At 35.2% G+C, this 25,152-nt stretch carries 23 protein-coding genes; 3 read left to right on the top strand and 20 right to left on the bottom strand.

What is annotated here, in order from left to right:
• Positions 1-11: 11 nt before the first annotated feature.
• The 6 genes from DRF60_RS02630 to DRF60_RS02655 all read right to left on the bottom strand — a co-directional run bounded on the left by DRF60_RS02630 (position 12) and on the right by DRF60_RS02655 (position 5,016).
• Entirely contained in the window at positions 12-2,486 is a 2,475-nt protein-coding gene (locus DRF60_RS02630) for a TonB-dependent receptor (RefSeq protein WP_116010583.1), read from the bottom strand.
• Positions 2,487-2,496: 10 nt separating this feature from the next.
• Entirely contained in the window at positions 2,497-3,198 is a 702-nt protein-coding gene (locus DRF60_RS02635) for an ABC transporter ATP-binding protein (protein ID WP_116010584.1), read from the bottom strand.
• 70 nt (positions 3,199-3,268) lie between these two features.
• Positions 3,269-3,628, bottom strand: coding sequence for a hypothetical protein (locus DRF60_RS02640; RefSeq protein WP_116010585.1), 360 nt, complete (start codon positions 3,626-3,628; stop codon positions 3,269-3,271).
• A gap of 360 nt (positions 3,629-3,988) precedes the next feature.
• Complete coding sequence (locus DRF60_RS20980) at positions 3,989-4,243, bottom strand: hypothetical protein (RefSeq protein WP_123902618.1); 255 nt, start codon at positions 4,241-4,243, stop codon at positions 3,989-3,991.
• On the bottom strand, positions 4,233-4,472 hold the full coding sequence (locus DRF60_RS02650; protein WP_123902619.1) for a hypothetical protein: 240 nt from the start codon (positions 4,470-4,472) through the stop codon (positions 4,233-4,235). The genes DRF60_RS20980 and DRF60_RS02650 overlap by 11 nt, the downstream gene beginning before the upstream one ends.
• 334 nt (positions 4,473-4,806) lie before the next feature.
• Positions 4,807-5,016, bottom strand: a complete 210-nt coding sequence (locus DRF60_RS02655) for a LexA family protein (RefSeq protein WP_157967921.1) — start codon at positions 5,014-5,016, stop codon at positions 4,807-4,809.
• Between the two features lie 185 nt (positions 5,017-5,201).
• Between DRF60_RS02655 and DRF60_RS02660 the strand changes: the two genes are divergently transcribed.
• From DRF60_RS02660 to DRF60_RS02670, 3 genes are all read left to right on the top strand, one after another.
• Positions 5,202-5,711: a hypothetical protein gene (locus DRF60_RS02660; protein ID WP_116010589.1), complete on the top strand. Its 510-nt coding sequence runs from the start codon at positions 5,202-5,204 to the stop codon at positions 5,709-5,711.
• A 111-nt stretch (positions 5,712-5,822) separates the two neighbouring features.
• On the top strand, positions 5,823-6,737 hold the full coding sequence (locus DRF60_RS02665; protein WP_116010590.1) for a helix-turn-helix domain-containing protein: 915 nt from the start codon (positions 5,823-5,825) through the stop codon (positions 6,735-6,737).
• 93 nt (positions 6,738-6,830) lie between these two features.
• Positions 6,831-8,036 carry an MFS transporter gene (locus DRF60_RS02670; RefSeq protein WP_116010805.1) on the top strand — a complete coding sequence of 402 codons (1,206 nt, stop codon included), beginning with the start codon at positions 6,831-6,833 and terminating at the stop codon, positions 8,034-8,036.
• Between the two features lie 68 nt (positions 8,037-8,104).
• Here DRF60_RS02670 and DRF60_RS02675 read toward each other — a convergent pair whose 3' ends face one another.
• From DRF60_RS02675 to DRF60_RS02745, 14 genes are all read right to left on the bottom strand, one after another.
• Positions 8,105-8,611, bottom strand: a complete 507-nt coding sequence (locus tag DRF60_RS02675) for a RidA family protein (RefSeq protein ID WP_238639980.1) — start codon at positions 8,609-8,611, stop codon at positions 8,105-8,107.
• A gap of 843 nt (positions 8,612-9,454) precedes the next feature.
• Complete coding sequence (locus DRF60_RS02685) at positions 9,455-10,621, bottom strand: aminotransferase class I/II-fold pyridoxal phosphate-dependent enzyme (RefSeq protein WP_116010593.1); 1,167 nt, start codon at positions 10,619-10,621, stop codon at positions 9,455-9,457.
• 21 nt (positions 10,622-10,642) lie between these two features.
• A complete protein-coding gene (locus tag DRF60_RS02690; protein WP_116010594.1) occupies positions 10,643-11,245 on the bottom strand; it encodes an acetyltransferase in 603 nt (200 codons plus the stop codon).
• 23 nt (positions 11,246-11,268) lie between these two features.
• The gene (locus tag DRF60_RS02695; protein ID WP_116010595.1) at positions 11,269-11,874 is read right to left on the bottom strand and encodes a sugar transferase; all 606 of its coding nucleotides are present in this window, start codon (positions 11,872-11,874) and stop codon (positions 11,269-11,271) included.
• Complete coding sequence (locus DRF60_RS02700; RefSeq protein WP_116010596.1) at positions 11,867-12,970, bottom strand: glycosyltransferase family 4 protein; 1,104 nt, start codon at positions 12,968-12,970, stop codon at positions 11,867-11,869. The genes DRF60_RS02695 and DRF60_RS02700 overlap by 8 nt, the downstream gene beginning before the upstream one ends.
• Positions 12,971-13,642: 672 nt before the next feature.
• Complete coding sequence (locus tag DRF60_RS02705; RefSeq protein ID WP_116010597.1) at positions 13,643-14,767, bottom strand: right-handed parallel beta-helix repeat-containing protein; 1,125 nt, start codon at positions 14,765-14,767, stop codon at positions 13,643-13,645.
• On the bottom strand, positions 14,764-15,852 hold the full coding sequence (locus DRF60_RS02710) for a glycosyltransferase (protein WP_116010598.1): 1,089 nt from the start codon (positions 15,850-15,852) through the stop codon (positions 14,764-14,766). The genes DRF60_RS02705 and DRF60_RS02710 overlap by 4 nt, the downstream gene beginning before the upstream one ends.
• Positions 15,827-17,092 carry a hypothetical protein gene (locus DRF60_RS02715; RefSeq protein WP_116010599.1) on the bottom strand — a complete coding sequence of 422 codons (1,266 nt, stop codon included), beginning with the start codon at positions 17,090-17,092 and terminating at the stop codon, positions 15,827-15,829. Before DRF60_RS02715 ends, DRF60_RS02710 begins: the two co-directional genes overlap by 26 nt.
• Positions 17,073-18,089 carry a glycosyltransferase family 2 protein gene (locus DRF60_RS02720; protein ID WP_116010600.1) on the bottom strand — a complete coding sequence of 339 codons (1,017 nt, stop codon included), beginning with the start codon at positions 18,087-18,089 and terminating at the stop codon, positions 17,073-17,075. Before DRF60_RS02720 ends, DRF60_RS02715 begins: the two co-directional genes overlap by 20 nt.
• On the bottom strand, positions 18,079-19,071 hold the full coding sequence (locus DRF60_RS02725; protein ID WP_116010601.1) for a polysaccharide pyruvyl transferase family protein: 993 nt from the start codon (positions 19,069-19,071) through the stop codon (positions 18,079-18,081). Before DRF60_RS02725 ends, DRF60_RS02720 begins: the two co-directional genes overlap by 11 nt.
• A gap of 2 nt (positions 19,072-19,073) precedes the next feature.
• On the bottom strand, positions 19,074-20,483 hold the full coding sequence (locus tag DRF60_RS02730) for a lipopolysaccharide biosynthesis protein (RefSeq protein ID WP_116010602.1): 1,410 nt from the start codon (positions 20,481-20,483) through the stop codon (positions 19,074-19,076).
• Positions 20,484-20,525: 42 nt separating this feature from the next.
• Positions 20,526-21,818: a nucleotide sugar dehydrogenase gene (locus tag DRF60_RS02735; protein WP_317125812.1), complete on the bottom strand. Its 1,293-nt coding sequence runs from the start codon at positions 21,816-21,818 to the stop codon at positions 20,526-20,528.
• Positions 21,819-21,839: 21 nt separating this feature from the next.
• The gene (locus DRF60_RS02740; protein WP_116010604.1) at positions 21,840-22,808 is read right to left on the bottom strand and encodes an SDR family oxidoreductase; all 969 of its coding nucleotides are present in this window, start codon (positions 22,806-22,808) and stop codon (positions 21,840-21,842) included.
• Between the two features lie 2 nt (positions 22,809-22,810).
• A complete protein-coding gene (locus DRF60_RS02745; protein ID WP_116010605.1) occupies positions 22,811-25,147 on the bottom strand; it encodes a GumC family protein in 2,337 nt (778 codons plus the stop codon).
• Between the last annotated feature and the right edge of the window lie 5 nt (positions 25,148-25,152).

Raw genomic sequence — 25,152 nt, forward strand, 5'->3', positions numbered from 1 at the left:
ATTCTTAAGATTTAAAATTTATAAACTGCCATAAGCACTGCACTTCTTGGAGCTCCAGGAAACAGACGGAGATAATTCTGCGCGCCCAGCCAGTAAGTCGTATTAAAAAGGTTATTGACATTGAGCGAAATCCTCACAGGTCCCTGCTTCGGGGTGTAGTAAACAGCTGCATCAAAGACTGTGTATTCCGGGACTAGGAAAGAGCGGTTATACATGGGAACTTTATTACCGCTATACTGAACACCTAGTCCTATGGCAATATCCTTCAGAAAAGAGGTCTCTTCAAAGCTGTATTTCTGCCAGATATTGGCACTGTGAAACGGAGTGTTCTGTTTTCTGGCGCCTATCAGCGCAGGATTGATATCGTCAATAATTCTTGCATCATTATATCCGTAAGAGGCAAACACCTGCCATACCCGCGATATGTTTCCGATAATGTCCATCTCAAAACCCCGGCTGCGTTCCTGTCCTCTGGTTATCAGACGATCCGGTTCTGCAGGATCATTAGCATTCAAAAGGATGTTCCTCTGGCGAATCTCATAAACGGCAACATCAATATGGATTTTTTTATTAAAAAAGTCGGCTTTCATCCCAACCTCTTTGGATTGGCTCCGCAAAGGGTCAAAAGCCCGGCCTTGAGGAATAGCCACCGGAGCCAGTGACGCTGTATTGGATTGCGGCTGAAATCCTTCGATATAGGAAGCATAAATGTTGATACGTTCATTGAGATTGTAGGTAAGACCTATCCTGGGGATCAGTTTGCTGTCTTTAACGATGATTTCATTATTCTCTTTATAGTGGGTAACATCCTGAAACCATTCCTGCCTAAGGCTTAGGAATAAATTAAAACGGTCCCATTTCATCTGATCCTGAATGTAGATTCCATTAGACCTTATCAGGGCCGGTGGCAGTGCAACCTTTGAAAATACATATTCATGCGGATTTTTTATACTGTAACCTGAATTTGCCAAATTAAAGTGTTCCACGTTGGGTTTAGGCATTGTAATCCCATCGATAGTCACCATCTGATAGTTCTCTGCATTCTGGGGATTATAGGAAGCGGCTGTTTTCCCGTTGGTAAGAAGATATCCTCTTGCTGTATTCTGTGCTCCGCCTTTGTACTTATGAGTGCTGATAAAATCGTAACCTGTCAGAATTTTGTGTTCAATCGGTCCTGTTTTAAGATTAAACACCAGATAAGCATTGAGATTGTCTGTATTCCAGAACTGGTTTCTCTGAACCATCTGCATTCCGGCCAACGTTGGAACAGGCTTGTTATTTGCATCTACAGCAAAAGCATTCGTAGTTCTGTGTTCCTGAAGATCTTCCTTCCAGGTCTGCTTCATGTATGATGCATTAATGCTGATCTTATCGGTAATCCGGTGCGTAAAATTGGACATAATGATCAGCTCCTTTGATTTAAAATAATCATTAATAGCTCCAAGATTAAAGCTTATCGGAGTGCTCCGCAGATCTGTCATCCCGTCTACCGCTCCGAAAATAGGCTGTCCTCTGTCTATCTTCCCGTTCAGATCACTGTAAATCATTTCTACGTTGATCGCGGTTCTGTCGTTAGGGATATAAGAAATTGAAGGAGATACCAAAACACTCTTCTGGGACTGGATATCCCTGAAACTCTGTGCTTGCGCATACCCTGCATTAAACCTGTACAGAAGCGTTTTTTCCTTGTTCAATGGTCCTGTAAAATCCAGTGAGCTTCTTATAGTACTAAAGCTTCCTACACTCATTGTAACTTCCCGGCTTGGTGTTTTCAATGGCTTTTTAGTCACCAAAACGATGCTTCCTCCCGGATCCACACTGGAAAGAACAGCACTGGCCGGACCTTTTATAACTTCTATCTTTTCAAGGTTGGTGGTAATAGGCTGCATAAAATAATACTGCCGGGTCCGCATTCCGTTGATGATCGTTCCTTCTTCATTCTGTGCAATTCCCCGGATGCTGAACTGGTTGTAGTAACTCACAGGAGTTACGCTGCTGGCCATTTTTACCGCATCACCCAGCTGAAAAGCCTGCCGGTCGCTGATAAGTTCCTTGCTCACCGTAGAGATTGAAAAAGGAATATCTTTGTTCTGAACTCCAATTTTAGTGGCCGAGAAAGAATAATCACTCTGGTATTTTTTTGAGGCCCTGCCTAAAATCTCCACTTCCTGAATAACTCCAACTTTGTACAGGCGAATGATCAGCTTTTTGTTTAAAAATGTACTGTCCGCTTCAATCTGTTCGATATACGTATCGTAAGATTCAGCATTGATACTGATTTCATATTTTCCTCTCCTGATATCCGGAATGCTGAAATTCCCGTCAGAGGATGTTGTCTCATATCTGTTTTCGTTATTTTTAATAATGATTCGGGCATCTTTAAGCCTGTGATGATTTTCGCCGATGACTTCCCCGGACAATGTCTCCTGCGCACAGATTTTCACACTGGCTGCGGCCAGTGCTACTGCGATATATAAATATCTCATTATCCGGTTCTTAAATAGTTTCTAAGTAAATTTTCTGCAGTTCAGCAGCAGTAACAGATTTAGCATCAAGGGTATGAACCAATCTTCCTTCTTTCATGATGCCAATCCGCGTTCCCACATTCACTGCATTGAAAATATCATGGGTTGCCATCATAATGGTTTTCCCTTTGGCGGCAAGTTCTTTACATATTCTGGTGAATTCTGCGGTGGCTTTCGGATCAAGTCCTGAAGTAGGTTCGTCCATTAAGATGAGGTCTGCACTTTTTGCAACAGCAATGGCAATAGCCACTTTCTGACGCATCCCTTTGGAATAGGCAGCCAGTTTTTTGTGATGAGCCTCTTTCTGAAGGCTTGTGTTTTCCAGCAACATTCCCAGTTCTTCTTTGGAATATCTGAAACCTGCCATCTGACTGAAGAAATCTAAGTTTTCGATCCCTGTAAGATGAGGATACAGCTGCACCACTTCCGGGATATAAGCTATATATTTTTTGGTGGTTTCCCCATTGATTTCCACCGGAACACCTTTGACGAGGGCCTTACCGGAGCTTGCTTTTAAGAAACCTAAGAATATATTTATCGTTGTGGTTTTGCCCGCTCCGTTTTGTCCGAGCAGACAGAAAATTTCTCCTTTTTGTACGGATATATTGAGTCCGCTTAGAGCAGCAACATGGTTGTACTGCTTACTAAGCTCAATGGCTTGTAATATTGACATGAAAATGTATTATGTAATTAAATAATTAAAAGAAGTTAAGCCCGCAAAGGCAGACTTGGATATTTAAAAATTATAATACAGCCGGCGGGCCTCTGTCCGAAAGGGAAAAAAGAGTATAAGAAAATAGAAATTCGGGAGAAGAGAAAATCTTTCCCGTGATTTTTGATACAGCAAAAACAGCGGTGTAAATCTTTCCGATTCCACCTTCACCCAACAATTTATGGTGGCAGATGGGACACTTTGTATCGCATGATGAAAAGGCCTTTTTGAAAATCTTTACATGCTCTCCTTTGGGCTGCTGAAAAGTATTTCCTGCATTCTGACTGTGAAGAAAATGATGGTGGAGATATTCCGCCGGAGAAACAGCAAAGGCATACACAGCAATGAAAATTGCCGTCAGAAAGTTTTTAAAATGCCTTGTGACTCTCAATGGATAGATTTGCTGATTGAACTTGAATGCTGCGAAATTAAAAAATATTTAATTAACATCAGGTTTTACCGGGATCAATTTCAAAAATTTTTCCGGAAATGAAATTGATAGATCTTTTTCCAGTTTCAAAAAATGGCAATTGATGTAAGAAATAACATATTTGGATTGTTCTATTTTTTAGACCCCCTTTTAATCATCCCGAAATATGACCAGATTCCTACTTTTTATCTTTCTTTTCATTCCGTTGTACATCTTTTCACAGAATAAGATCAGCTATAAAGTGTATTATGATGAAAACCTTGAGCAGAATGGTTTAAAAATCCAGGTGGATTACATTCAGAAAATCCTGCTTTTTTTAAATCATCGGAAACGACAGACTTCTATTACCGTAATGAATTCCTGATAAATAGGAGCAACTGATCTTCCCGGGATAAACCGGGACTTTTCCGACCGGGCATAGAAACATCCGGTATGCAGCCAGCCCAAACGAATGCCCGGTGCCAACGTTTTTGAAAATGAAGAATACGTCATCACCAATCCTGAATCGTCAAAACTTTTAATACAACGAGGCTTTTTATCTCCAAAATAAAGATCACCGTAAATATCATTTTTCAATAATTGGAACCTGATGCATAGATGCGATGGCCAAGAGTTCTTTTTTAGCATTATCAGCCATCACAATACCTTTCGGGTTGTGAAAACTGGGTGTTAACACCACGGCTTTTATATCATTCGAAGTGCAGACTTTTCTGAAATATTCTGTATCAAAACCATTTTCGTAATGCACAGGAATCTCTATTATTTTTAATCCCAGATTCGCTACAGCCTCCAAAACCGAAAACACACACGGACTTTCGACAGCTACGATATCTCCGGGATCGGTTACTGCACTTTAAGCAGTGGTCAATGCCTGCAATGCTCCGTCTGTAATATAAGTTCATCAGGATTAAATACACATCCGTGACCTGCCATCTGAAGGAAATCTGTTTTCTTAATTCATACAACCTATTTGAAGGATAATAACGTAATAATGAAGCTCTTTTTTCGCGGATGACTTCCTGTATCGTTCTGAGGATGAGTTTTTGCGGAATCAGAAGATCTCCAGGCGCTGCCATATGGAAAGAACTGGATTCTGAAGGTTTGTTTCTGGCTGAGGTCAGCATCACATTTTTGGTGAATCAAGGATCTCTCACAACAGGAATCAGATCTGCTCTGACCTGTGAAGTATGGTCTTCTTCAACTGAGGCTACAAAATATTCTGAACGGGGGCTGCTTTCTATCAGTCCTTTCATCATCAGATATTCAAAACCACTTTGAACAGAGCTTGTACTCAGCTGGTATCTGCTTTTGATCTCCCGTATGGAAGGCGGGCGTTCTCCTTTCAGCAAAATCCTATTTCTGATCTGCTCTTCAATAACCGATGTAAAAATTTCATATTTATAGGATCATATTACCATTTTATCAAAGTGTACCGCACAAATTCATAAAAAATAAATCACTGTACCGATTAAATTAATGAAAACTGTGTCCCTTTCGAATCCAATAATATTCTAATTTTGAATAAAAAAGATCTATGAATATAATTTCAAAATTTACAGTGGGTTCAGAGGAGGGAATTTCTGATCTTATAACCATTATCGATTCTTCAGTTTATGCTCTACACAAAGGACTGGTTGCTGAGGAAGACATCAAAAAATATATTGCAAACGATATTGATCCCAGAAAAATGATCAATGACCTGAATGACCTTTCCAACCAGCTTATTATCATGTATGCAGATGATCAGCCTGCTGGCTACAGTATTCTGAAAAGCGGTTCCGGCCATCCTGAATTGCCTGAAGGGAAAAAAGCTACAGAAATCTGCTTTGTAATCCTTTCGGAATTTGATTCTCCGGAAACCAGACAATCTCTTTGGAAGAAATGCAGGTCTGCAGCCAGTTTCACAGATATGATCTGGCTCAATATGATGGCTCATGACCCGCTTTTAGAGTTTCTAAAAGAATCAGGTTTTACCATTGTTGCTGATGCTACAGCCGGACCTTTCCAACTTCCGTCGCATCTATTAAAACTGGATATCAACTAATTCCCTGGACCTATGCCATTTAAAAAGACAAATCTTACCTGATCATAACCTGTTTAAAATAATATTAAATTAATTGATTTTCATATCTTTGATTTTTATAATTTCTACATTATGAGTGATCAGCTGGAAACTATTGAAGATTATTACAGACGCATCCGGAACAACCAGGTAAAAATGTTTGATTCTGATGATTTTGAAACAGGCAAGTCGCATTTCAATGTTTCCATGCGGAGATACTGCAGTTTTAAAAGCCCGTACAACCGCCGTGATTATTATAAGATAAGTTTTATCCTGGGAAAAGGCACCTTTCAGTACGGATCGCATAAACTTTATATTGACCAACCTGCCCTTTTCTTTCCTTCACCTAATATTCCGTATTCATGGGAATGTGATGGTGATCTTCAGGAAGGCTACTTCTGTCTGTTCAATCAGGAATTTTTTAGTGGAAATACTGAACTCAACCTGTTTAAGAAGACCTCACTGTTTAAAGAATGGAGCAAACCTATTGTTTTTTTAACGGATGAACAGACCCAGCTGGCTACTCTTTATTTTGAGCAGATGTATAAACTGAATCATTCGGCCTACCCATTCCGGTGCAGCAGTATCAAAAGCCATCTCGCTTCTGTCATGCACCTTGCTTTGGAGAACCGCGTAGATGACATCAATCCCAGTGAACTGCCGGCTAATATCCGTTTATACCGCTTATTTGATGAGTTGCTTAACAAGCAATTCCCACTGGATTCTCCGGCATACCCGCTGGCACTGAAAACTGCTTCTGACTTTGCAGATCAGCTTAATGTACATGTGAATCATTTGAATTCATCGGTAAAATCTGTCACTCAGCTTACCACGACTCAAATTATTAAAGAAAGGGTATTTGAGGAATCCAAAAACCTGTTGAAATATACCAACTGGAATATTGCTGAAATAGGATATACCCTGGGATTCGACCAGCCTTCCCATTTCAATAATTTCTTTAAAAAACATGCTGAAGTTTCACCTTTAAAATTTAAAAGCACATTTTAAATCTTTGATTTTTATAATTTTTACTTTGTCTTTTAAAATTGAACTTCTGTATTCCCTGCTTATTTTTGCTTAGTAAAATAACGAATGAATATGTTGTTGAAAGAAGCGTCTGAGAAAAGAATCAGATTAATAACGATTATGGCTTTTGTGTCGATACCGCTTTCAGGGTTTGTCACTGATATTTATCTACCCTCATTCCCATCGATGGCAAAGGAAATGCAGGTATCTGAAAAGGATATCCAGATCACCTTAACGTCTTACTTACTGAGCTACGGAATCTCACAGCTTTTTGTCGGGGGAATTCTGGACAGCATCGGTCGTTACCGTCTTAAACTGATTGCTTTGCTGCTGTTGATCATCAGCAGTATTCTTATTACGATGACGAACAGTATTTTACTGATCTGCCTGCTTCGTATTCTTCAGGGAGCTGCCGTTTCCGTACTTATTGTTGCTACCCGGGCTATTTTTGTGGATCTCTATGATTCTGAAAAAGTGAAGCACTATCTGAGTTATTTCACAATCGTCTGGTCGTGCGGACCTATCCTGGCTCCTTTCCTGGGTGGATATATTGAAAAACTGTTTAACTGGCATGCCAATTTTCATTTTCTGGCTTTGTACGCGGGAATCCTGTTTTTATTTGAATGGTTTGTCAGTGGTGAAAGCTTACCGGAAAAAAAGAAACTTAATCTTTACGAAAACATCAGCCTGTATAAGATGATGCTGAAAAACAGGATCTTTATGCTCGGGATTTTCATTTTAGGGCTGAGCTACTCTATTGTCATGCTTTTTAACATTACAGGTCCTTTTATTATTGAAAATACGTTCCACTTTACTCCGGTAGCTATTGGATATTGTACCCTGATCTTAGGATTTTCATGGATGATTGGCGGTTTTATAGGAAAGCGAAGACTTAAACTTGATTTTAAAGAGAGAATTTTACAGCCTATCGTTTTGCAGCTGATCCTTATTACCGGGCTGATTGTGACCAGCTTTCATGCGGAAAGCCTTTTTATTATGGTTCCTTTTGCGTTTTTTATTCATATCTGTTCAGGGATCCTGTTTACATCATTTTTCACTACCAGCATGCTATATTTCCCTAAAAATGCGGGAACAGCAGGCGGACTGATGGGTGGGCTGGTGTATGTGATCACTTCTATCACAAGTTTCATTATTTCGGTCAGCGGAACTGTAACGGAACAAGATGGCCTTGCCTGGCGTTATCTGGCGATTGCTATTATACTTTTAGGAATTATCCTGGTCATGCACCAGGCCGTTAAAAAAGAACAAGCAGAGAAATGATCTCTGCTTTTTTTATTTTTTAATGAAATATTATAAAAATGGCTTATTCCCCAGATCTATATATATTTTTACTTTTTAATAAAAGCAACGGCATCTACTTCTATCATCATATCATCTAGTGCCAGTCTGGGAACTGGAATTAGAGTACTAGCCGGAAATTTGTTATTTTTCCATACTTTATGCATTTCCTCTGTCCATATTTTAAGTTTCTCCTGATCATGATCAACCATTAAAACCGTAATTTTAAGAACATCATTAACTCCTAACCGATAATCGGCAAGTACGGTCTCCAAATTTTTGAGAGAAAATTTAACCTGGGTTCTAAAATCTTTAGAAAGATGATGTTCCAAGCCTTCTCCTCCGCTTTGCCCGGATATGAATATATATTTCCCATCAACTTCATTCGTTGTAGCATGAGAAAAAGCAAATGGAGCCGGATCAAAAAGATCTTTTGGGTTTTTGTGGACGACAGTGGCCACATTATTTGTTTTTTTTGTTTTATGGTGATTTGTATTTTGTGAAAAGGCTAAAAACCCCATACAGAGAGTGGATAAATTAAATACTATACTTCTCATGACATCTATTATTTTGTTGTGAATATTAAAGCAAATATAGTTTCCAATATTTTCAGAAAAATAAACATATGTTGAAGTTTTTAGCTTTTATAGACGGTATATTTACCGGTTTTATTTGGAAATAACGGTGACACACTATCGGGTAGCACATAAAGTTTTACACGCTCCATAAGCGAGAAGATATCAGTTTAAAGTAAAAAAGAACAAATACAATCCGTTTTTCTTATAAATATCAAAGATTCTCATAAGTCTGGTCTATTAAAAAAGATACTGCTTTTTTGATTTTATCGCGGCCGTCATCAGTATTAATATCTATACCACAGAACACACTGCCATTTACGGAAGCATATATATATTCAGATAATAAAAGTCTGAAATTAAAATGGCCGTTATTGCACGAAAATCCTGTGAACGTTCTCCAAAGTGAGGATCAACAGTAAACTTGAAAAAGGGATTCCCCGTTTTCTTCCTGCATATTGGTCAGCTTTGTAAGAGATTTCCGGGATTCAGACAAGCGCCACAATAATAGTTTCTGCAGCTCCTTATTGCTGCTTACATAATCAAATTGATGTAGTAACATTGCCTCGGTAAATGCTTTTCCTCCATCTTTTGGATCGGGCATCATTGTTTCGGTGGTTACGTTACTTCAATAAAGGTTCCAGAATAAAAATTCGATTAATCTGTTCCCCTTACAAGATAAAATAAAGAAAGTGACCATTTAAAAATGATCACTTTTTAATTACCTTAAGCTTGCCGAAGGTGTCAACTTAATGGAAAATATACTTTTATATAAATGATTTGGTATTAATTATTTATCGGACACCTCAAACACTCAGGTCCGGTTTACGGCATCACCGAATATTCTTTCTTATTTGAAAAGACATCCAGCATTACTTTTGCAATTCTGGCTCTCTCATCCTCTGAAAGATTAGATCCTGACGGCAGGCATAAGCTATTACCGAACAGAGTCTCTGCTACCTTTCCTCCGTAATATGGTGCATCTTTAAATATAGGCTGCAGATGCATTGGTTTCCAGATAGGGCGGGACTCGATGTCTTCTTTCAAAAATGCCAGACGTAAATCTTCATAGTTTTTTGATAATTTGGTTTTTGTATCGTCGATTGTAATAACGGATAGCCAGTGATTGCTGTAAAAATCTGAATCAGGCTCCGAAAATATCTTTACGCCTTCTATATTTTTACAGATTTCAGAATAAAAACTGTGCATTTTTCTACGGCCTTCTACTCTTTCATCTAAAACTTCCATTTGCCCTCTTCCGATTCCTGCGCTGATATTACTCATTCTGTAATTGTACCCAATTTGAGAATGCTGATAATGCGGGGCATCATCTCTGGCCTGTGTAGAGAGAAATACAGCCTGCTCTTTGTCTTCCTGAGAATGGCATACTAATGCGCCACCTCCGGAGGTTGTAATAATTTTGTTTCCGTTGAATGACAAGATACCGAACCGCCCAAAAGTTCCGCAGGCTTTTCCTTTATATCTGGAGCCCAGTGATTCGGCAGCGTCCTCAATTAAAGGAATGTCATATTCTGCAGCTATTGATAAAATTTCATCCATTTTTGCAGGCATTCCGTAAAGGTTAACCACAATAATTGCTTTAGGCTTTTTGCCTTTTGAAATTCTGTCTTCTATAGCTTCTTTTAAAGCCACCGGACACATATTCCAAGTATCTTTTTCAGAATCTATAAAAACGGGAACAGCTCCCAGATAGACAATAGGGTTAGCAGAGGCGGAAAATGTCATAGACTGACAGATAACCTCGTCTCCATGAGTGACATCGCACTCAATTAATGCCAGGTGTAAGGCAGCAGTTCCTGCAGAAAGCGCAGCTACTTTTACATCTTCATTTAAGAATAACTCCAAATCTTGCTCAAAACCATCAACATTCGGACCTAAAGGCGCTACCCAATTTGCCGCGAATGCTTCTTTAATGTATTTTAATTCGTTTCCACCCAAATGGGGAGAGGACAACCACACTTTTGATTTCATATTTTACTATTCTAAATTTTACTAAATATTTAAACTTCTACTTTTTATTATTTTACCCGGATTTCCTACAACAGTAGCGCCATCCGGTACATCGCTAATAATGACAGTCCCGGCACCAATAGTGCACCATTTGCCAATTTCTATTCCCTGTATCACGCTGGCCCCAATTCCAATATGGGTTCCTTCCCCCACATATACGTTTCCGGCCAGCGCCACATTTGGGGATATGTGAACGAAATCTTCGATTATACAATCGTGATCAATAGAAGCATTGGTATTAATAATACAGTGCTTCCCTATCCTTACTGCTGCATTTATAGTAACACCGGGCATGACGATAGTTCCCTCTTCGATTTTTAATCTCTTAGATAGTATTGCCTTAGGATGAAGGAGGGTAACATAATTGAAATGCTCACCCCGATTAACTACTCTTTTCCGCAACCTGTTATTACCTATAGAAATAAGTACTTCTATATCATAAGGCGGAGCTTCATGAATAACAGTATAATTCAACACTCTCTCCTTCAACGGATTTTCGTCTATATAAGCTTCAATATTATAACCGCATTCTTCGGCGATTTCAGCCACTACTTTGCCATGACCACTTGCTCCGTATAAATACATATTCTATCTACATTTAATTTAAATTAATTATTTCCTGTAAAAGCCTCTACCGTAGCCTGATCAGCCTGGTTTATGCCTTCCTTTTTTATTACTTTTTTTAAAGTAAGGAACATCACTTTGCAATCTGTTGCAAATGATACGTTATCTATGTACCAAATATCTAATTCAAATTTCATCGTCCAGGAAATAGCATTTCTCCCATTTACCTGTGCCCAGCCTGTAATGCCGGGGCGTATATTGTGTCTTCGTTTTTGAGATTCACTGTACAAAGAGAGATATTGCGGCAACAGAGGTCTTGGTCCTATAATCGCCATGTCTCCTTTCAATACATTAATTAATTGTGGAAGCTCATCCAGGGAAGTCTGACGTATAAAACTTCCAACACGTGTTAAGCGTTCCGAATCGGGCAGGTAATTACCCTTTCTATCTTTTTTATCATTCATCGTTTTAAACTTGATGATATTAAATATCTTCTCATTTAATCCGGGCCGGGCCTGCAAAAAGAATGGTTTGCCCTGATTTGCGAAATACAGCAAGACTGTGACAATAATGAAAACAGGTGATAACAAAATCAGCCCTATTAAAGCAATCAGAAAATCTATAACCCGTTTTAAAAAAAATTTATACACGATAATCTCTTTCTTTAATTAGTTTTTTGTATTCACTCAGTAAGGCGTTCCAAATAACAGATTGCTCGTAACGAGATTCTATCATTGGGCGGGCATTCATTTTTAATTTCTGATAATAATCAGTGTCCGATTTCATTTTTTCCATTGCTTCACCAAGCTTTTCACTGTTTTTGACCGGAACTATTACTCCATTCTGGTCTTCTATAATAATTTCGTTGCATCCGTTGATATCGGAAACGATGCTCGGCAATCCCATTGCCCCTGCCTGCATCACAACATTTGGAAACCCTTCCCGGTAGCTTGGAAAGGCCAATACATCGGAAATAGCAAAATAAGGACGTACATCTTTCTGAAAACCTACAGATATGATATCTGGGTTATTTTCAATTTCTCTTAATGTATCCGGATGCAGAGGATCCAGCTCCTGTTCCAGTGGGCCAACCAGTAATAATTTGGACTGACTCTGTGAATTTTCTTTCTTATTTATATAAGAAAAGGCTTTAACCAATTCATTAATTCCCTTGTCTCCTACCAAACGTCCTACAAAGACAAACACAAAATGTGCGTCTTCTATATTCAATTCTTTTTTTAAAAGCGTTTTCTGTGCTTCTGTAACCTGGTCAGGCGAAAAATATGAAGTATCAATTCCATTGGACGACCCATTTCCAATTACTTTTAGCTTATATTTATCTGTATAATTATGCTCTAAGATATAATCAAATAATCCCTGTGAGTTTGGGTAGACTTTCGTAGCAGAAGCGTAAGTTAATTTTTCTACAAACTCCAGAATCTTCCGTTTAGTTCCTGTTGCTTCCATAAGAGGAAGGCCGGCCACCGTATGTAAGCGATGGGGAATGCCTGCCATTCTTGCCGCGAGCATCCCTACAATACCGGCTTTAGGGGTATGGGTGTGAACGATCTGCGGTTTTTCTTTTTTCAAAAGCCTGTACGTACTCCATAAAGATTTCATGTCTTTAACGGGAGTCATCTGACGAGACATATCAATAGCAATAACTTCTATTTCCTCATCACTTTTCACCTCCTCCAGCTCTTTTCCAGGCGAAGAAACTCCTATTACCTCAAAATATTCTGACATAAATCGATGTTGCCCTTTCAATAAGATCTTTAAAGAAAGTGGAATGGTTGTTATGCGTATTAATTTAGTTTTCAAATTCTTTAAATATTTGTTTACTATTTCTAATATCTGGAACTAATTAATAATTTCTCTTTATATCTTTTGTGTATTGTCTTTCTATTTTTGATGGCAAAGCATCGTATATCGAAATAACAGCATTTATAATTCCTTATTTTGGGAATTTTTAAGATATTATATCACATACTATGAATCAGTTTTAAAATCCCACCTAGTTCACCTGGAATTCAGTTTGAAATCAATACTGTTTCAATATTCCGGAAGATCATAATTTTCTATTATGTCTTTGTGTATCTTCATTTTTTGTTGTAGAATATAACTCAACCAGCTTATATCTAGAAATAAATATCTACTTGGAATGTAAAATCATAATGTTCCCAATAATTATTGATATACAATACCTGTAATATTTTAGTTTTTAAATCTCACAAGTAATTTTATGTTTATATGGAAATCACTAATCTCTCTTTCCATTTTATGTATTTTTCTTTCCATATCTCTTTAAGCAAAAATCCGTCCATTATCAACTTTTTGAACAAAAATGTTTTTATTTATACAATAAATATATTATGAATGATAATAATTTAAAATAAACAAATTATAAATCAGAAATAATTATTGATTATATTTTATCTTTTGCTGTGAAAACGTTTGTAATTCAGTTAATATTTTCTTATTCTCTTTATGATCTGATTTGAAATTATTTATCTGCAAATTGATATTATCTAAAGATGCATTATCATATAAGTATCTGAAAGGTTTCTTATTATATTTCAAATCAACATTTTTAAGCATAATATTACCCTTTAAATATTTTTTTGTTTTAGACCTTCGATTAGAATAGGAGATTCCATTTGTAGAGTATAAATCTTTATAATTGTCAATAGAAATTTCGACATTATTAGCTTCCTGATCGCCTTTTAAATTATCTAAATAAAAAGACAATCCATTCAACTTGTTATTAAAAGTAGTTACCGATTTTAACGCAACATTTAATTTTTTATTTTGTTGTGTATTAGGTTCCATATCAATACCTGTTTGAGGATTTGCCCCATTAGAATTGGAAACAACCAAATTTTGTAATAATATATTATCACCACCAATAATTGAAATTCCATTCCGTCTATTATTATCAATGAGCCCCCCAATTATGCTTATATTACTTGAAAAAGTTTTACCTCCTATATAAATTCCGTCACCCCAACAGTCTTTAACAACAGCATTATATATTTTTACATCAACAGCCTGATTGATACTGATACCCATTCCCCATTCTCCTTTTGTTCCTAAATGTTGATTTCTATCACCTATAACTTTTGCATTATATATGCTTACATTTTTTTTATTATTAATACTTATAATGGCATACCCTGACCTCTCTGTTGGTTTTAACTTAAATTGAGAAGCATCGTCAAATAATAACACTGAATTGTTATTAAGCTTTATTCCTTTATCATTTATTAGCAGAGGAAAATTTGGTAATAATACTATTGAATTTTCATCTATTGCTTTCTGAACATATATAGTGTAATCTTCAGACGCATCTTTACTGTAATTTTTAGGAAGTATATCAATAACTTTAAAAGCCTTGTCTTTGAGAGCATTCATTGATGAGGAAATATCCGTTGTTTTTACAAAAGAATCCGGCACATCCCTATACTTAAATTTGTCCTGCGCACAAGATAAATTAATTGACAATAGAAATGTTATGCAAAAAAAAGATTTTATTACTTTTATCATAATTTACTATATATTTTTCGGTACTGATTTGCTATTTCTTTAATAGAAAAATCTTTTGATCTTATCAAGCATTTATCTGATATTTGTTTATAAAAAGTATCATTTGTATGTAATTTATTAATCAATTCAGCCAAATATTCTTCTTTACCCTTATTAAATAATACTCCATAATGTTCAACAACTTCTGATAATCCGGGTACATCAGATGCTACCACAGGCTTATTACAAGCCATCCCTTCTACAGCAACAATTCCGAATCCTTCATAACGAGACGATACCACCACTACATCACTCATTTTAACTAGCTCTGCTACATTGAATTGGTTACCTAAAAAAAGTACCCTACTTTCTAATTCTTTATTTTTTACAAGCTCTTTGCACGTTTCTAATTCCGGTCCATCTCCTACAAATATTGCTTTTACATTCGAGGGTAATAATGCAAGCGATCTGATTAAAGTAGGTTGATCTTTTGCAGTTCTAAAACTTGCAACCTGTATCAAGACGAAATCTTTTTCAGACAAATTATATTTAATTCTGGAATAGGCCTTAGAATTATAAAACCTATTTAAATTGATTCCATTATTTATCACCTCCATTTTTACCTTAAAATCTACCCCCAAATGTTTGATAAGATTCTTTTTTGTGGATTCTGAAATACAAATAATGAAATCCAGTCTAGAATAAATAAACTTTTCTATTTTTTTTAAATACCATTTAGTCCTTCTATTATTTTCAGTACTATGCTCAGTCAATATTATTTTTTGCTTTCTAAAAAAAAATAAAAGCCTATAAAATACTCCCCAATATATTGTAGGAAATAAATGTAGATGAATGATATCTGCATTTGCAAGCGCTTTATTCATAAGAAATGGCAATCGGATATCATATAAACTTTTTGAAGAAACTACGTCAAGTTTTATTCTTTTATTAGCTTCTACTTCTTTTTTTAGTGATGTATCAATATCATCTAATAACAGTAAATGTATTTCGTCTGATTCCGTTTCAGATAATTCAGCACACAAATCAGCTACCAACCGCTCCGCACCACCTAATCTTAAACTATTTATAATATGATAAATTTTCATTTTCTAATTTAATTTTATATAATGCCAGCCAATAAAAAATAAATACTATCCAATTGATGTCTAAAAGGCCTTTAAAATTCCCTATCAATAACAAAACCGTTAATAACCAAAGTAAAAGTTTAAAGCACTTATCATCTTTAAATCTTTTTATGTTATATCTTAAAATATAAAAATGCATTGAAAAATAAATCATTATCCCAAAAACCCCATAATAATATACAAGCCTAGAATATCCTATATCCGTATGCATATAAAAAGAGCCATTGTCATAATAAAACTGACCATCTCCTATTAATACACTTTTAAGATCGGTTGGAAATATTAACATAGCTTTTACTCCTTCTGTAGAATCTGTTTTTAATTCTCCGGAAGAAAAGAGGTTTATAAATACTTCAAAAGAATGTCGGAAAGAATTAGAAGTCATTAAACTATCTAAATTTACGGCTAAATAACTAAAAGCAATTACTCCAAAAACTGTAGCATAAATAATAATCTTAGGAAAGCTACTATAGTTCTTTTTGAGAATATAGCTAATAACCAGATATACAAAAGATAAGAAAATTCCTAAGAAAGCTACTCTCGCAATATAGATCCCGGTAATACAAATAAAAATATATACCAAAATCCACCACAATTTACCCCTTTTTAAAGAGTCTATTATATAGGCTGCAACCATCGTACCAATGGATGAAATAATCCCCCCTGAGAAAAATGTTCCAGCCCCGATCCCAATAAATCTTGTCCCAAATTTCACTACATTTCCCAGGGCATATTCAAACTTATCTCCGGTAGATTGTAAAGATGTAATTATCTCTAATAAACTAGGATTTAAAAACATCAATAATGCTAAAAAGTTGTGAAGAAAGATTGATAAAACAATTAATTTCAATGCATACAGCCTGTTTAGATTCACTCGAATAGCTAAATAATATGCACCAAATAAATAAAGAATGTTTTGCAGGGTATTACCAATAAAACGCGGATCAAAATAGCTATTTACAACTGTTGTTAGTACTATCAGGAATATAGAAGTTAAACATAAAAGAAATATATGACCAAGTGATTTGGGCATTTCTATTTTTTTCTGACTAACAAAAAAGAAAAGACCAAGAAGACCAAGAAGTACTCTAGTTCTAAGAATAGATGGAAGAAAGACAAACGATACATTATATATAAAAAAGAAATATATCAGTATGTTCACTCCCTGTCTAATTATTGTATTAGCTTCTAATCTTCTCATTTATCAATTCATATATTCCAAAAAGGGTAAACATACTAAATGCTAACTTCAACAAATCTGTAAATCGCATTTTTTTTACATTAAATAATAAAATTTTAAGGTATCTTTTCCCTAAAACACGACTAACATTAAATTTGTTGTCAGGATAATTTGTTTTTAATTCTAAAGACAATTTCTTAAAAAAAGAAAGAATGTAATCCACTGAAAAATCTTCAAAATTGATATTCCTTATCTTATCTGATAATGATAAAATGTAAATAAGATTCAATTCTTTTTGATCCAAAATAATGTTTTGTTCCTTTAAAGCCAGTTGCTGAATATTAGATATCGTTTTCTTTCTTTCTTCTACTTGGCTGGCTCCAATAGTGGTTTGACTATTTGGTGTATTTCTATAATATAATAGTGGCATTTTGAAATTATAGCCTTTACCATACTGTAATATTTTTATCCATAGTTGATAGTCTTCAGCATACTTATAATCATTTTCAAAAAAAAGATTATTTTCTTTAATAATACTTGACCTGAACATTACCGCAGGATGGGTAAAAGGGGTACTAAAAATTGAATGTATCCTAATTGAGATATCATCAACAGGAAGTTTACTGAGATGAAAATCGGAAATATTCTGTGTAAATTCTTTTCTGGATGAACTGCATATAATATATTCAGGGTTCTTTTCCATGAAATCTATCTGCATCTGAAAACGCGACAAGTGACAGATATCATCAGCGTCCATCCTAGCAATATATTTACCTTTAGATAATAATATTCCCTTATTTAAGGTTTCTATTAATCCTAAATTTTTTTCATTTTCAATATACTTTACCCTTTCATCCTTATAACTTAATATGATTTCTTTTGTAGAATCTGTAGACCCATCATTAATAATTAGTAATTCAAAATCTCCATAACTTTGTGAGAGTATACTGTCAACAGCAACTCTAAGATACTTTTCAGCATTATAAGCTGGTAGAATTACGGAAATTTTAGTACTCATTTTTTACATAAAGTTTTACATTATTAAAATCTTTCAGCCATGCGTCGTAAAAATTTTTACTTTTTCCGTAAACATTATCTAGAATTACAACTTCTCTATCCAGTAGGATGCTAAGAATTAAACCATGCAAGCGGGTTGTATATACTTTATTATATTCATTAATAAATTCCTTCCCCCGGTTAATATGCAGATCCATTCCATTCTTCTTTTTCAGTCCATATGCGTTATCTATCATTAAAGATAAAACAGGTACATGCTTTATGACTTTTGAAAGCTTTCCATCTAAAGCTTCTACATAATTGGTTAAAGTATTCATCCTGCTTGAGGTTGAATTATAGGTTGGCCAATCCTGTATATGATATTCACCTTCAATACTATCCTGAAAAGAATCTTTACTTGCTTCTGCATCAGTTCTGTTCAGATATAAACTTTTAGTTTCAGCAGGATTACTCTTTATATCAGAATCAAAATTTAAAAAGAAAGCCATATCTGGTGTCAATTTTAATTTTTCTTCATTAAAATTCACTTTTAAAATGTCATACGAAACAAAATCCCTTACAAAAACATACAAATCATTATGTCTATTGAAAATAGCAAAATCTCTTTTTAGATTTGCCTCGTTATTATAATGTACTGTTTGAGGCAAAACAATAATCCTATTATTAGGAAAGTTTTCAATTATATATCTTTTGAAACTTTGACTTGATTCATAAATGTCTCCAAAATTCCCTCCTCCATGTAATAAAATAATGGTTTTTTCAGATTTTACAACATTTTTCTTGAATGTATATCTATTGTATTGTCCAATACATTTATACTCTAATTCTTTAAAAAACTCTAATTCTCCTTTCCAAATTAAAGAATCTCCAATATTCCTATGATTAGGAATATCCAACAAAATAAAATCATTATTAATGAGTGGAGTAAGCTGAGTAGATATTATATTTTTTAGTTTTTCTATATTTTCTTTATTGGAATTCATACTTATTTTTTTAGAAAATTTAATTTATTAAAGGTATTCTTTAAAATATCTTTATTAAAGTAACTGAACAAGATAAGAGACAGTACCGTTAATGATATCGAAACTAGGTGATTACTATTTAAATACAATACGATAATTATACTAAAAACTAATAATAGCTGTATGATTAAAGACTTAATATCTATATCTAATTTCAAGATTTTTGCAGTCTGTTTATATCTTACGATAAACATAACAAAGAAGCTTACGAGTGTACCCAAGGCAGGTGCATACAGACCAATATGCTTAATAAAAAGTAGTGAAACAAATAAATTAATTAATGCTCCTAGTACGCTGGTAATAAAAATACCCTTCGTTGATTTAGTTTTCAAATAAATAGCCCCTAAAAAGCCGGCGATTGATGAAAAACAAGAACCTATATACAAAAGAGTTGCGTATTTCCAAGATTCATAAAATTTTGAATCAAAAAGGACCTCGGTAATTAATGGTGTGGCTGCTATCAAAATCATTGATAAACCAATATTCACAGATATATACTTATTGAATAGTTTTGAGAAAAAAGGGTTATTAGGATCATTTGCAGAAATTGCCATATCTTGCCAAGCCAACATAAAAACGGTATTAAATATCGTTAAAATAGCGGGTAACCTTGCGGAAATTGCATAAATACCATTATCTTCTATTGTTAAAAAATTTAGGATAATATACCTGTCTGAGGCATTAATGACCCACCAGCTTATAGAATTCAATATTAATGGAACAGAATAAAACAGAATTTGTTTTTGTACCTGATAGTTAATTTTTATATCAAGATATTTCTTAAATAGAAAATTTACTTTTAACAACATCAATAAAACTGCAATAAAATTACTTACAAAAAGTGCATAAAAAATACCCTGAACCTTATTTGTAAATATATCTGTCAGTAAGAAAAGTAAACTAAAAGAAAATATAAAAAAACTATTTATAATCCCTATAAAAGAATAGTACCTCGTTAACCCCAATCCTCTTAATATTTGCTGAAAAAAAGGTAATAAACACGAGCTTAGGATCAACAATGATAATTCTTTTTGATAAGGAATTTGATAAAACAATCCCGCTAGATAAAGTAATAACTCAAAGCTTATAAAAGATGTCAACAATAAAATACTGCATTGTTTAAATGTATCACCTATATGATTTTCTTTTTTATTTTCTTTATCCAGAAACCACCGATAAACGGCCTCATTCATCTGTAAAGACACAAAAGGAACCAATAAATTGACGGTTGTTAGAATTAAGTCATACTCTCCTAATTCTTTTTTGGAAAGATAAAAGGAATAAATAGGAATTAATAGAAAAGATAAAATCTTAGATCCAAAATTACCAATTGTATATATTAATGTACTTTTTACTAAAGTATTACTATCCATTATTATTAATTGTTAATAAATATTGATTTAGTTCATATTTGTTTATAAACTTGAATCACTCTCTTCTAAGATTCCTTTTACATCATAAATTACACCATTTTCTTTTAAATAATCTTTTAAATTCAGATCGATGAATTGCTTATGCGCAACTGTAAGAATAATCGCATCAAACTTCTCTTCCGGAATTTCACTTACGACAGTAAGGCCATATTCATGCTCAACTTCACCAGAATTCGCCCATGGATCAAAAGTTGTTACATGTAAAGCATAATCTTCAAGCCCGCGAATCACGTCTACCGCTCTGGTATTACGGACATCAGGGCAATTTTCTTTAAATGTTATTCCTAAATTTAAAACTTTAGCATCATTTATAGTAAGCTTCTTTTTAATCATCGTTTTAACTAGCTGAGAAGCCACATATTGCCCCATGGAATCATTCAGTCGGCGTCCTGCCAGTATGATTTCTGGATGATATCCATTTTCCTGTGCTTTCTGTGCCAGATAATAGGGATCGACTCCAATACAGTGACCGCCAACCAGGCCTGGTTTGAAGGGCAAAAAGTTCCACTTGGTTCCTGCAGCTTTTAAAACAGCATGTGTATCAATATTTAGAATATTAAAAATCTTGGCCAGTTCATTAACAAAGGCAATATTAATATCTCTTTGTGAGTTTTCAATTACTTTGGCTGCTTCTGCAACTTTAATTGTCGGTGCTAAATGGGTTCCTGCCACGATCACAGATTTATATAAAGCATCCACTGTTTTTCCAATTTCCGGTGTGGAACCTGAAGTCACTTTCAGGATCTTTTCTACAGTATGTTCTTTATCTCCCGGATTGATACGTTCAGGGGAATACCCTGCAAAGAAATCCTGATTGAATTTCAATCCTGAAACCTTTTCCAGAACAGGGATACATTCTTCTTCTGTAGCTCCAGGATACACGGTAGATTCGTAAATCACAATGTCTCCTTCGGACAATACTTTGCCCACCGTTTCCGAAGATTTGTATAGAGGTGTCAGATCCGGACGGTTATGCTTGTCGACAGGAGTCGGAACGGTAATGATGTAGATGTTTGCATCCTGGATATCTTTCATATCAGCAGAGCAGTACAATCCATTTTCAGCAGTCTGATTAAAAGGATTTTCTTCTTTTAAAATTGCTTTTAACACATCGTTTTCCACTTCCAGAGTACTGTCTACCCCTGTATTTAATTCTTCAATTCTTTTCTGATTGATATCAAAACCTACAACCGGATATTGGGTTGCAAATAATCGTGCCAGAGGAAGGCCTACATATCCTAATCCGATAACGGCAATTTTATACTGTTTTTCCACAAAGATTCGATTTAAACTTGTTTATTTTAAATTTTCCCAGTACCAGCTGATGGCTTCTTTTAATCCTTTTTCTATGGTATGGCTGGGCTGGTACCCTAATAGTTTTTCTGCTTTTTCAACGGAGGCCAGTGAGTGCGGAATATCTCCTACACGGTTCGGTCCATAAATCACTTCAACATCTCCAATTTTTCCATCAAATTCACTCAGATACTTTTTAAGATATCCTACCAGATCATTTAATGTGGTACGGTCTCCTACAGCGGTGTTGTATACTGTATTCACCGCTTCAGGGTTTTCAGTAAGCATGGCACGCTCATTCATCTGAATAACGTTGTCGATATAGGTAAAGTCACGCGAATAATCTCCTGTTCCGTTGATCGTAGGAGATTCGTGATTGATTAACTGTTTTACAAATAAAGGAATCACGGCAGCATAAGCTCCGTTCGGGTCCTGTCTGCGTCCGAATACATTGAAGTATCTTAACCCAATACACTGCATTCCGTATGTTTTTCCAAACACATCAGCATACAATTCATTTACATATTTGGTAATAGCATATGGCGATAAAGGTTTCCCGATTACATCCTCTACTTTAGGCAATGAAGCAGAATCACCATAAGTAGATGATGAAGCAGCATATACAAAACGTTTCACCTTGGCATCGCGCGCAGCAATCAGCATATTTAAAAACCCTGAAACATTCACATCGTTACTTGTAGCAGGATCTTTAATTGATCTCGGAACAGAACCTAATGCAGCCTGATGTAATATATAATCTACATTCTCTACTGCTTTTTGGCAAACTTCCAAATCACGGATATCACCTTCAATGAGCTTATAATTTGGATTTTCAAGGAAAGACTCGATGTTGTGACGGTGTCCTGTTGCAAAATTATCTAAGCAAACAACATAATAGCCTTTATTTAAAAAATATTCCGTTAAGTTGGAACCTATAAAACCCGCTCCTCCTGTAATTAAAATTTTATGCATTTCTATGATTTAAAAATTTTCTTCCACCAACTGCTTTTATCCTTGGTCTGACTGTAGCCATATCCATAGCTATAGTTATATCCATAACCTCCTGCCCGTCTGGAAACATCGTTAACAACAAATGATACATTCGTCAGTTTAGAGTCTCTTACCAGATCGTTGGCAAAATCTATCAATATATTTTTTGATACTCCGGATCTTACGACATACAATGTTGCATCTGCTGTATCTACAATACTCAATGTATCCGAAACCAACATCAGCGGTGCGGAGTCTATAATAATATAAGCATACTCAGAAGACATCTGCTCAATAAGCTTCTGGTATCTTCCATTAGAAAGCAGCTCCTGAGGATTGGGAGGAATTGAACCCGCATAAATGACATCACATGAAGGATTCGTAGTTGATGTATGGATAAGTTCTTCCACATTTACTGAATCATCATATAAAAATTCTGTAAGTCCTTTCCTTTTAGTAGGTTCATTATCATAACGCTGGATCTGAGGATTACGTATATCTGAACCGATCAGGAGAGCTCTTCCGTTTTTATTGGCTACGGTAAGGGCAAGATTTACGGATACCAGGGTTTTTCCTTCACCTTTTACTGAAGAAGTTACCATAATTACTTTGGCGGTATTTTTTACAGGTAAAACAAATTTAAGGTTGGAAACAAGAACCCTGAATGCTTCTGCCAGTTCCGAAAAATCATTTTTCTGCACCAAATGGTTTTCATTATCTTTAAGTGACGGAATGTCTACCAGTACGCCCAATCTGGAACGTTCCTTAATATCGTCTCTATTATAAATTTTGTCATCCAGAATGAACAGTAAATAGAAAACAGCAAAAGGAATTAGTATCCCAAGGAAAAAAGCACCCAGAAGAATAATATCTTTTTTAGGCGATACCGGAATATCTTCTGTAAATGCGGGGTTTACAATTTTTGCTTTCGGAACATCTACTGAAAGATTGATCGCGTTTTCCTCTCTTTTCTGAAGGAGAAATAAAAATAACTGCTCTTTCAGGTTTTGCTGACGCTCAATTCCCCTGTATACTTTAGACTGCCCGGGAACCTTTTCAATCACGTTATTGCTGGTCTTGATCTGGTTCTGCAGCTGGGAAATACCTGTCTGCACGGCTTGTCTCTGCTCACGAATATTATCACGGATCACTTCCTTTAAAGAAGCAATTTCCTTGTTCATTTCTATAACAGCAGGGTTTTCGTTAGTAGCCTGTTTAAGGGTTTTATTTCTAGTGATAATCAACTGATTATACTGAGAAATAGATTGTTCCAGTGAAGTGTTCAGCCCAAGATTGGATGGCATAAGCTGGTTATTGCCTTTTGAAGCTTCTCCTGAAAGTGAATTTAGAAGATCAAGCTGGGCCTGCTGCTGAAGAAGAGCTTTGGTATTTTCACTGGTATTCTGCAGTGCCAGTTCTGCCTGTGCCTGCAAATCTACAATACGGTTACGGTTTTGGAAATCTTCTTTCTGATTTTCTACCCCGGAAAGATCCTTGGTAATTACTTCCAGTCTTTTATCAATAAATTCCTGTGTATTCTGAGCCTGTAGGTTCTTATCTTTCTGCCCATCCAGATTATATTGTTTGGTGACCTCATTCAGAATAGCTTCAGATTTTTCAGGAATAGATCCTACTAAACTGATCTCCATCAGCATAGCCTTCTCATCCGGCAGATTAACCTGGATTAATTTTTCCAGTTTTTTAATCTTCTCAATCGGACTTGAAAAGATCACTTTATAGTTTGATTTAACAGGAAAGGCTGAATTTCTGTGAAATACCACAGTTCCGAAATCCAGCTGTAAAGGAATATTAAATCTTCCTGTAATATTCTCCTGTTTATCATTCTGAAGTGTAAACTGATCACTTTTTACATCTTTTATGATGTATTGAGAGGATATGAATTTTTTATTATTATAAGTTAATATTTTTGCAGTTATAGGAGCATTGAGGAACAGTTGTGAATCTTTAATTTCTCCTGTAGTGAAATATTCTACATTGAGATTAAGGTTTTTCACTACCTGCATAAGTATGGGTCGTGAGTTTACCACTGCAGCCTCACTTTTCAGCTCATCAGCATTCCCCAAACCTATACCAAGATTATCCAGATCAGACAAAGCTGAAGATAGATCATTTTGTTTTTTATCAAATTTAAGAGTCGTTTTTGACTGATATTTGGGTACACTGTATCTAAGGTAAATACCGGCACTCAATACAAAAATAAAAATAGAGGCAATAAACCATGGCCATTTATAAAGGTATTTAGAAATATTTTTTCTAATGTTTAATTTCTCTTCGTTTTCCTGAAATTCTGTCTGCTGCATATTTT

The organism is Chryseobacterium elymi, from assembly GCF_003385495.1.
Lineage (GTDB): Bacteria > Bacteroidota > Bacteroidia > Flavobacteriales > Weeksellaceae > Chryseobacterium > Chryseobacterium elymi.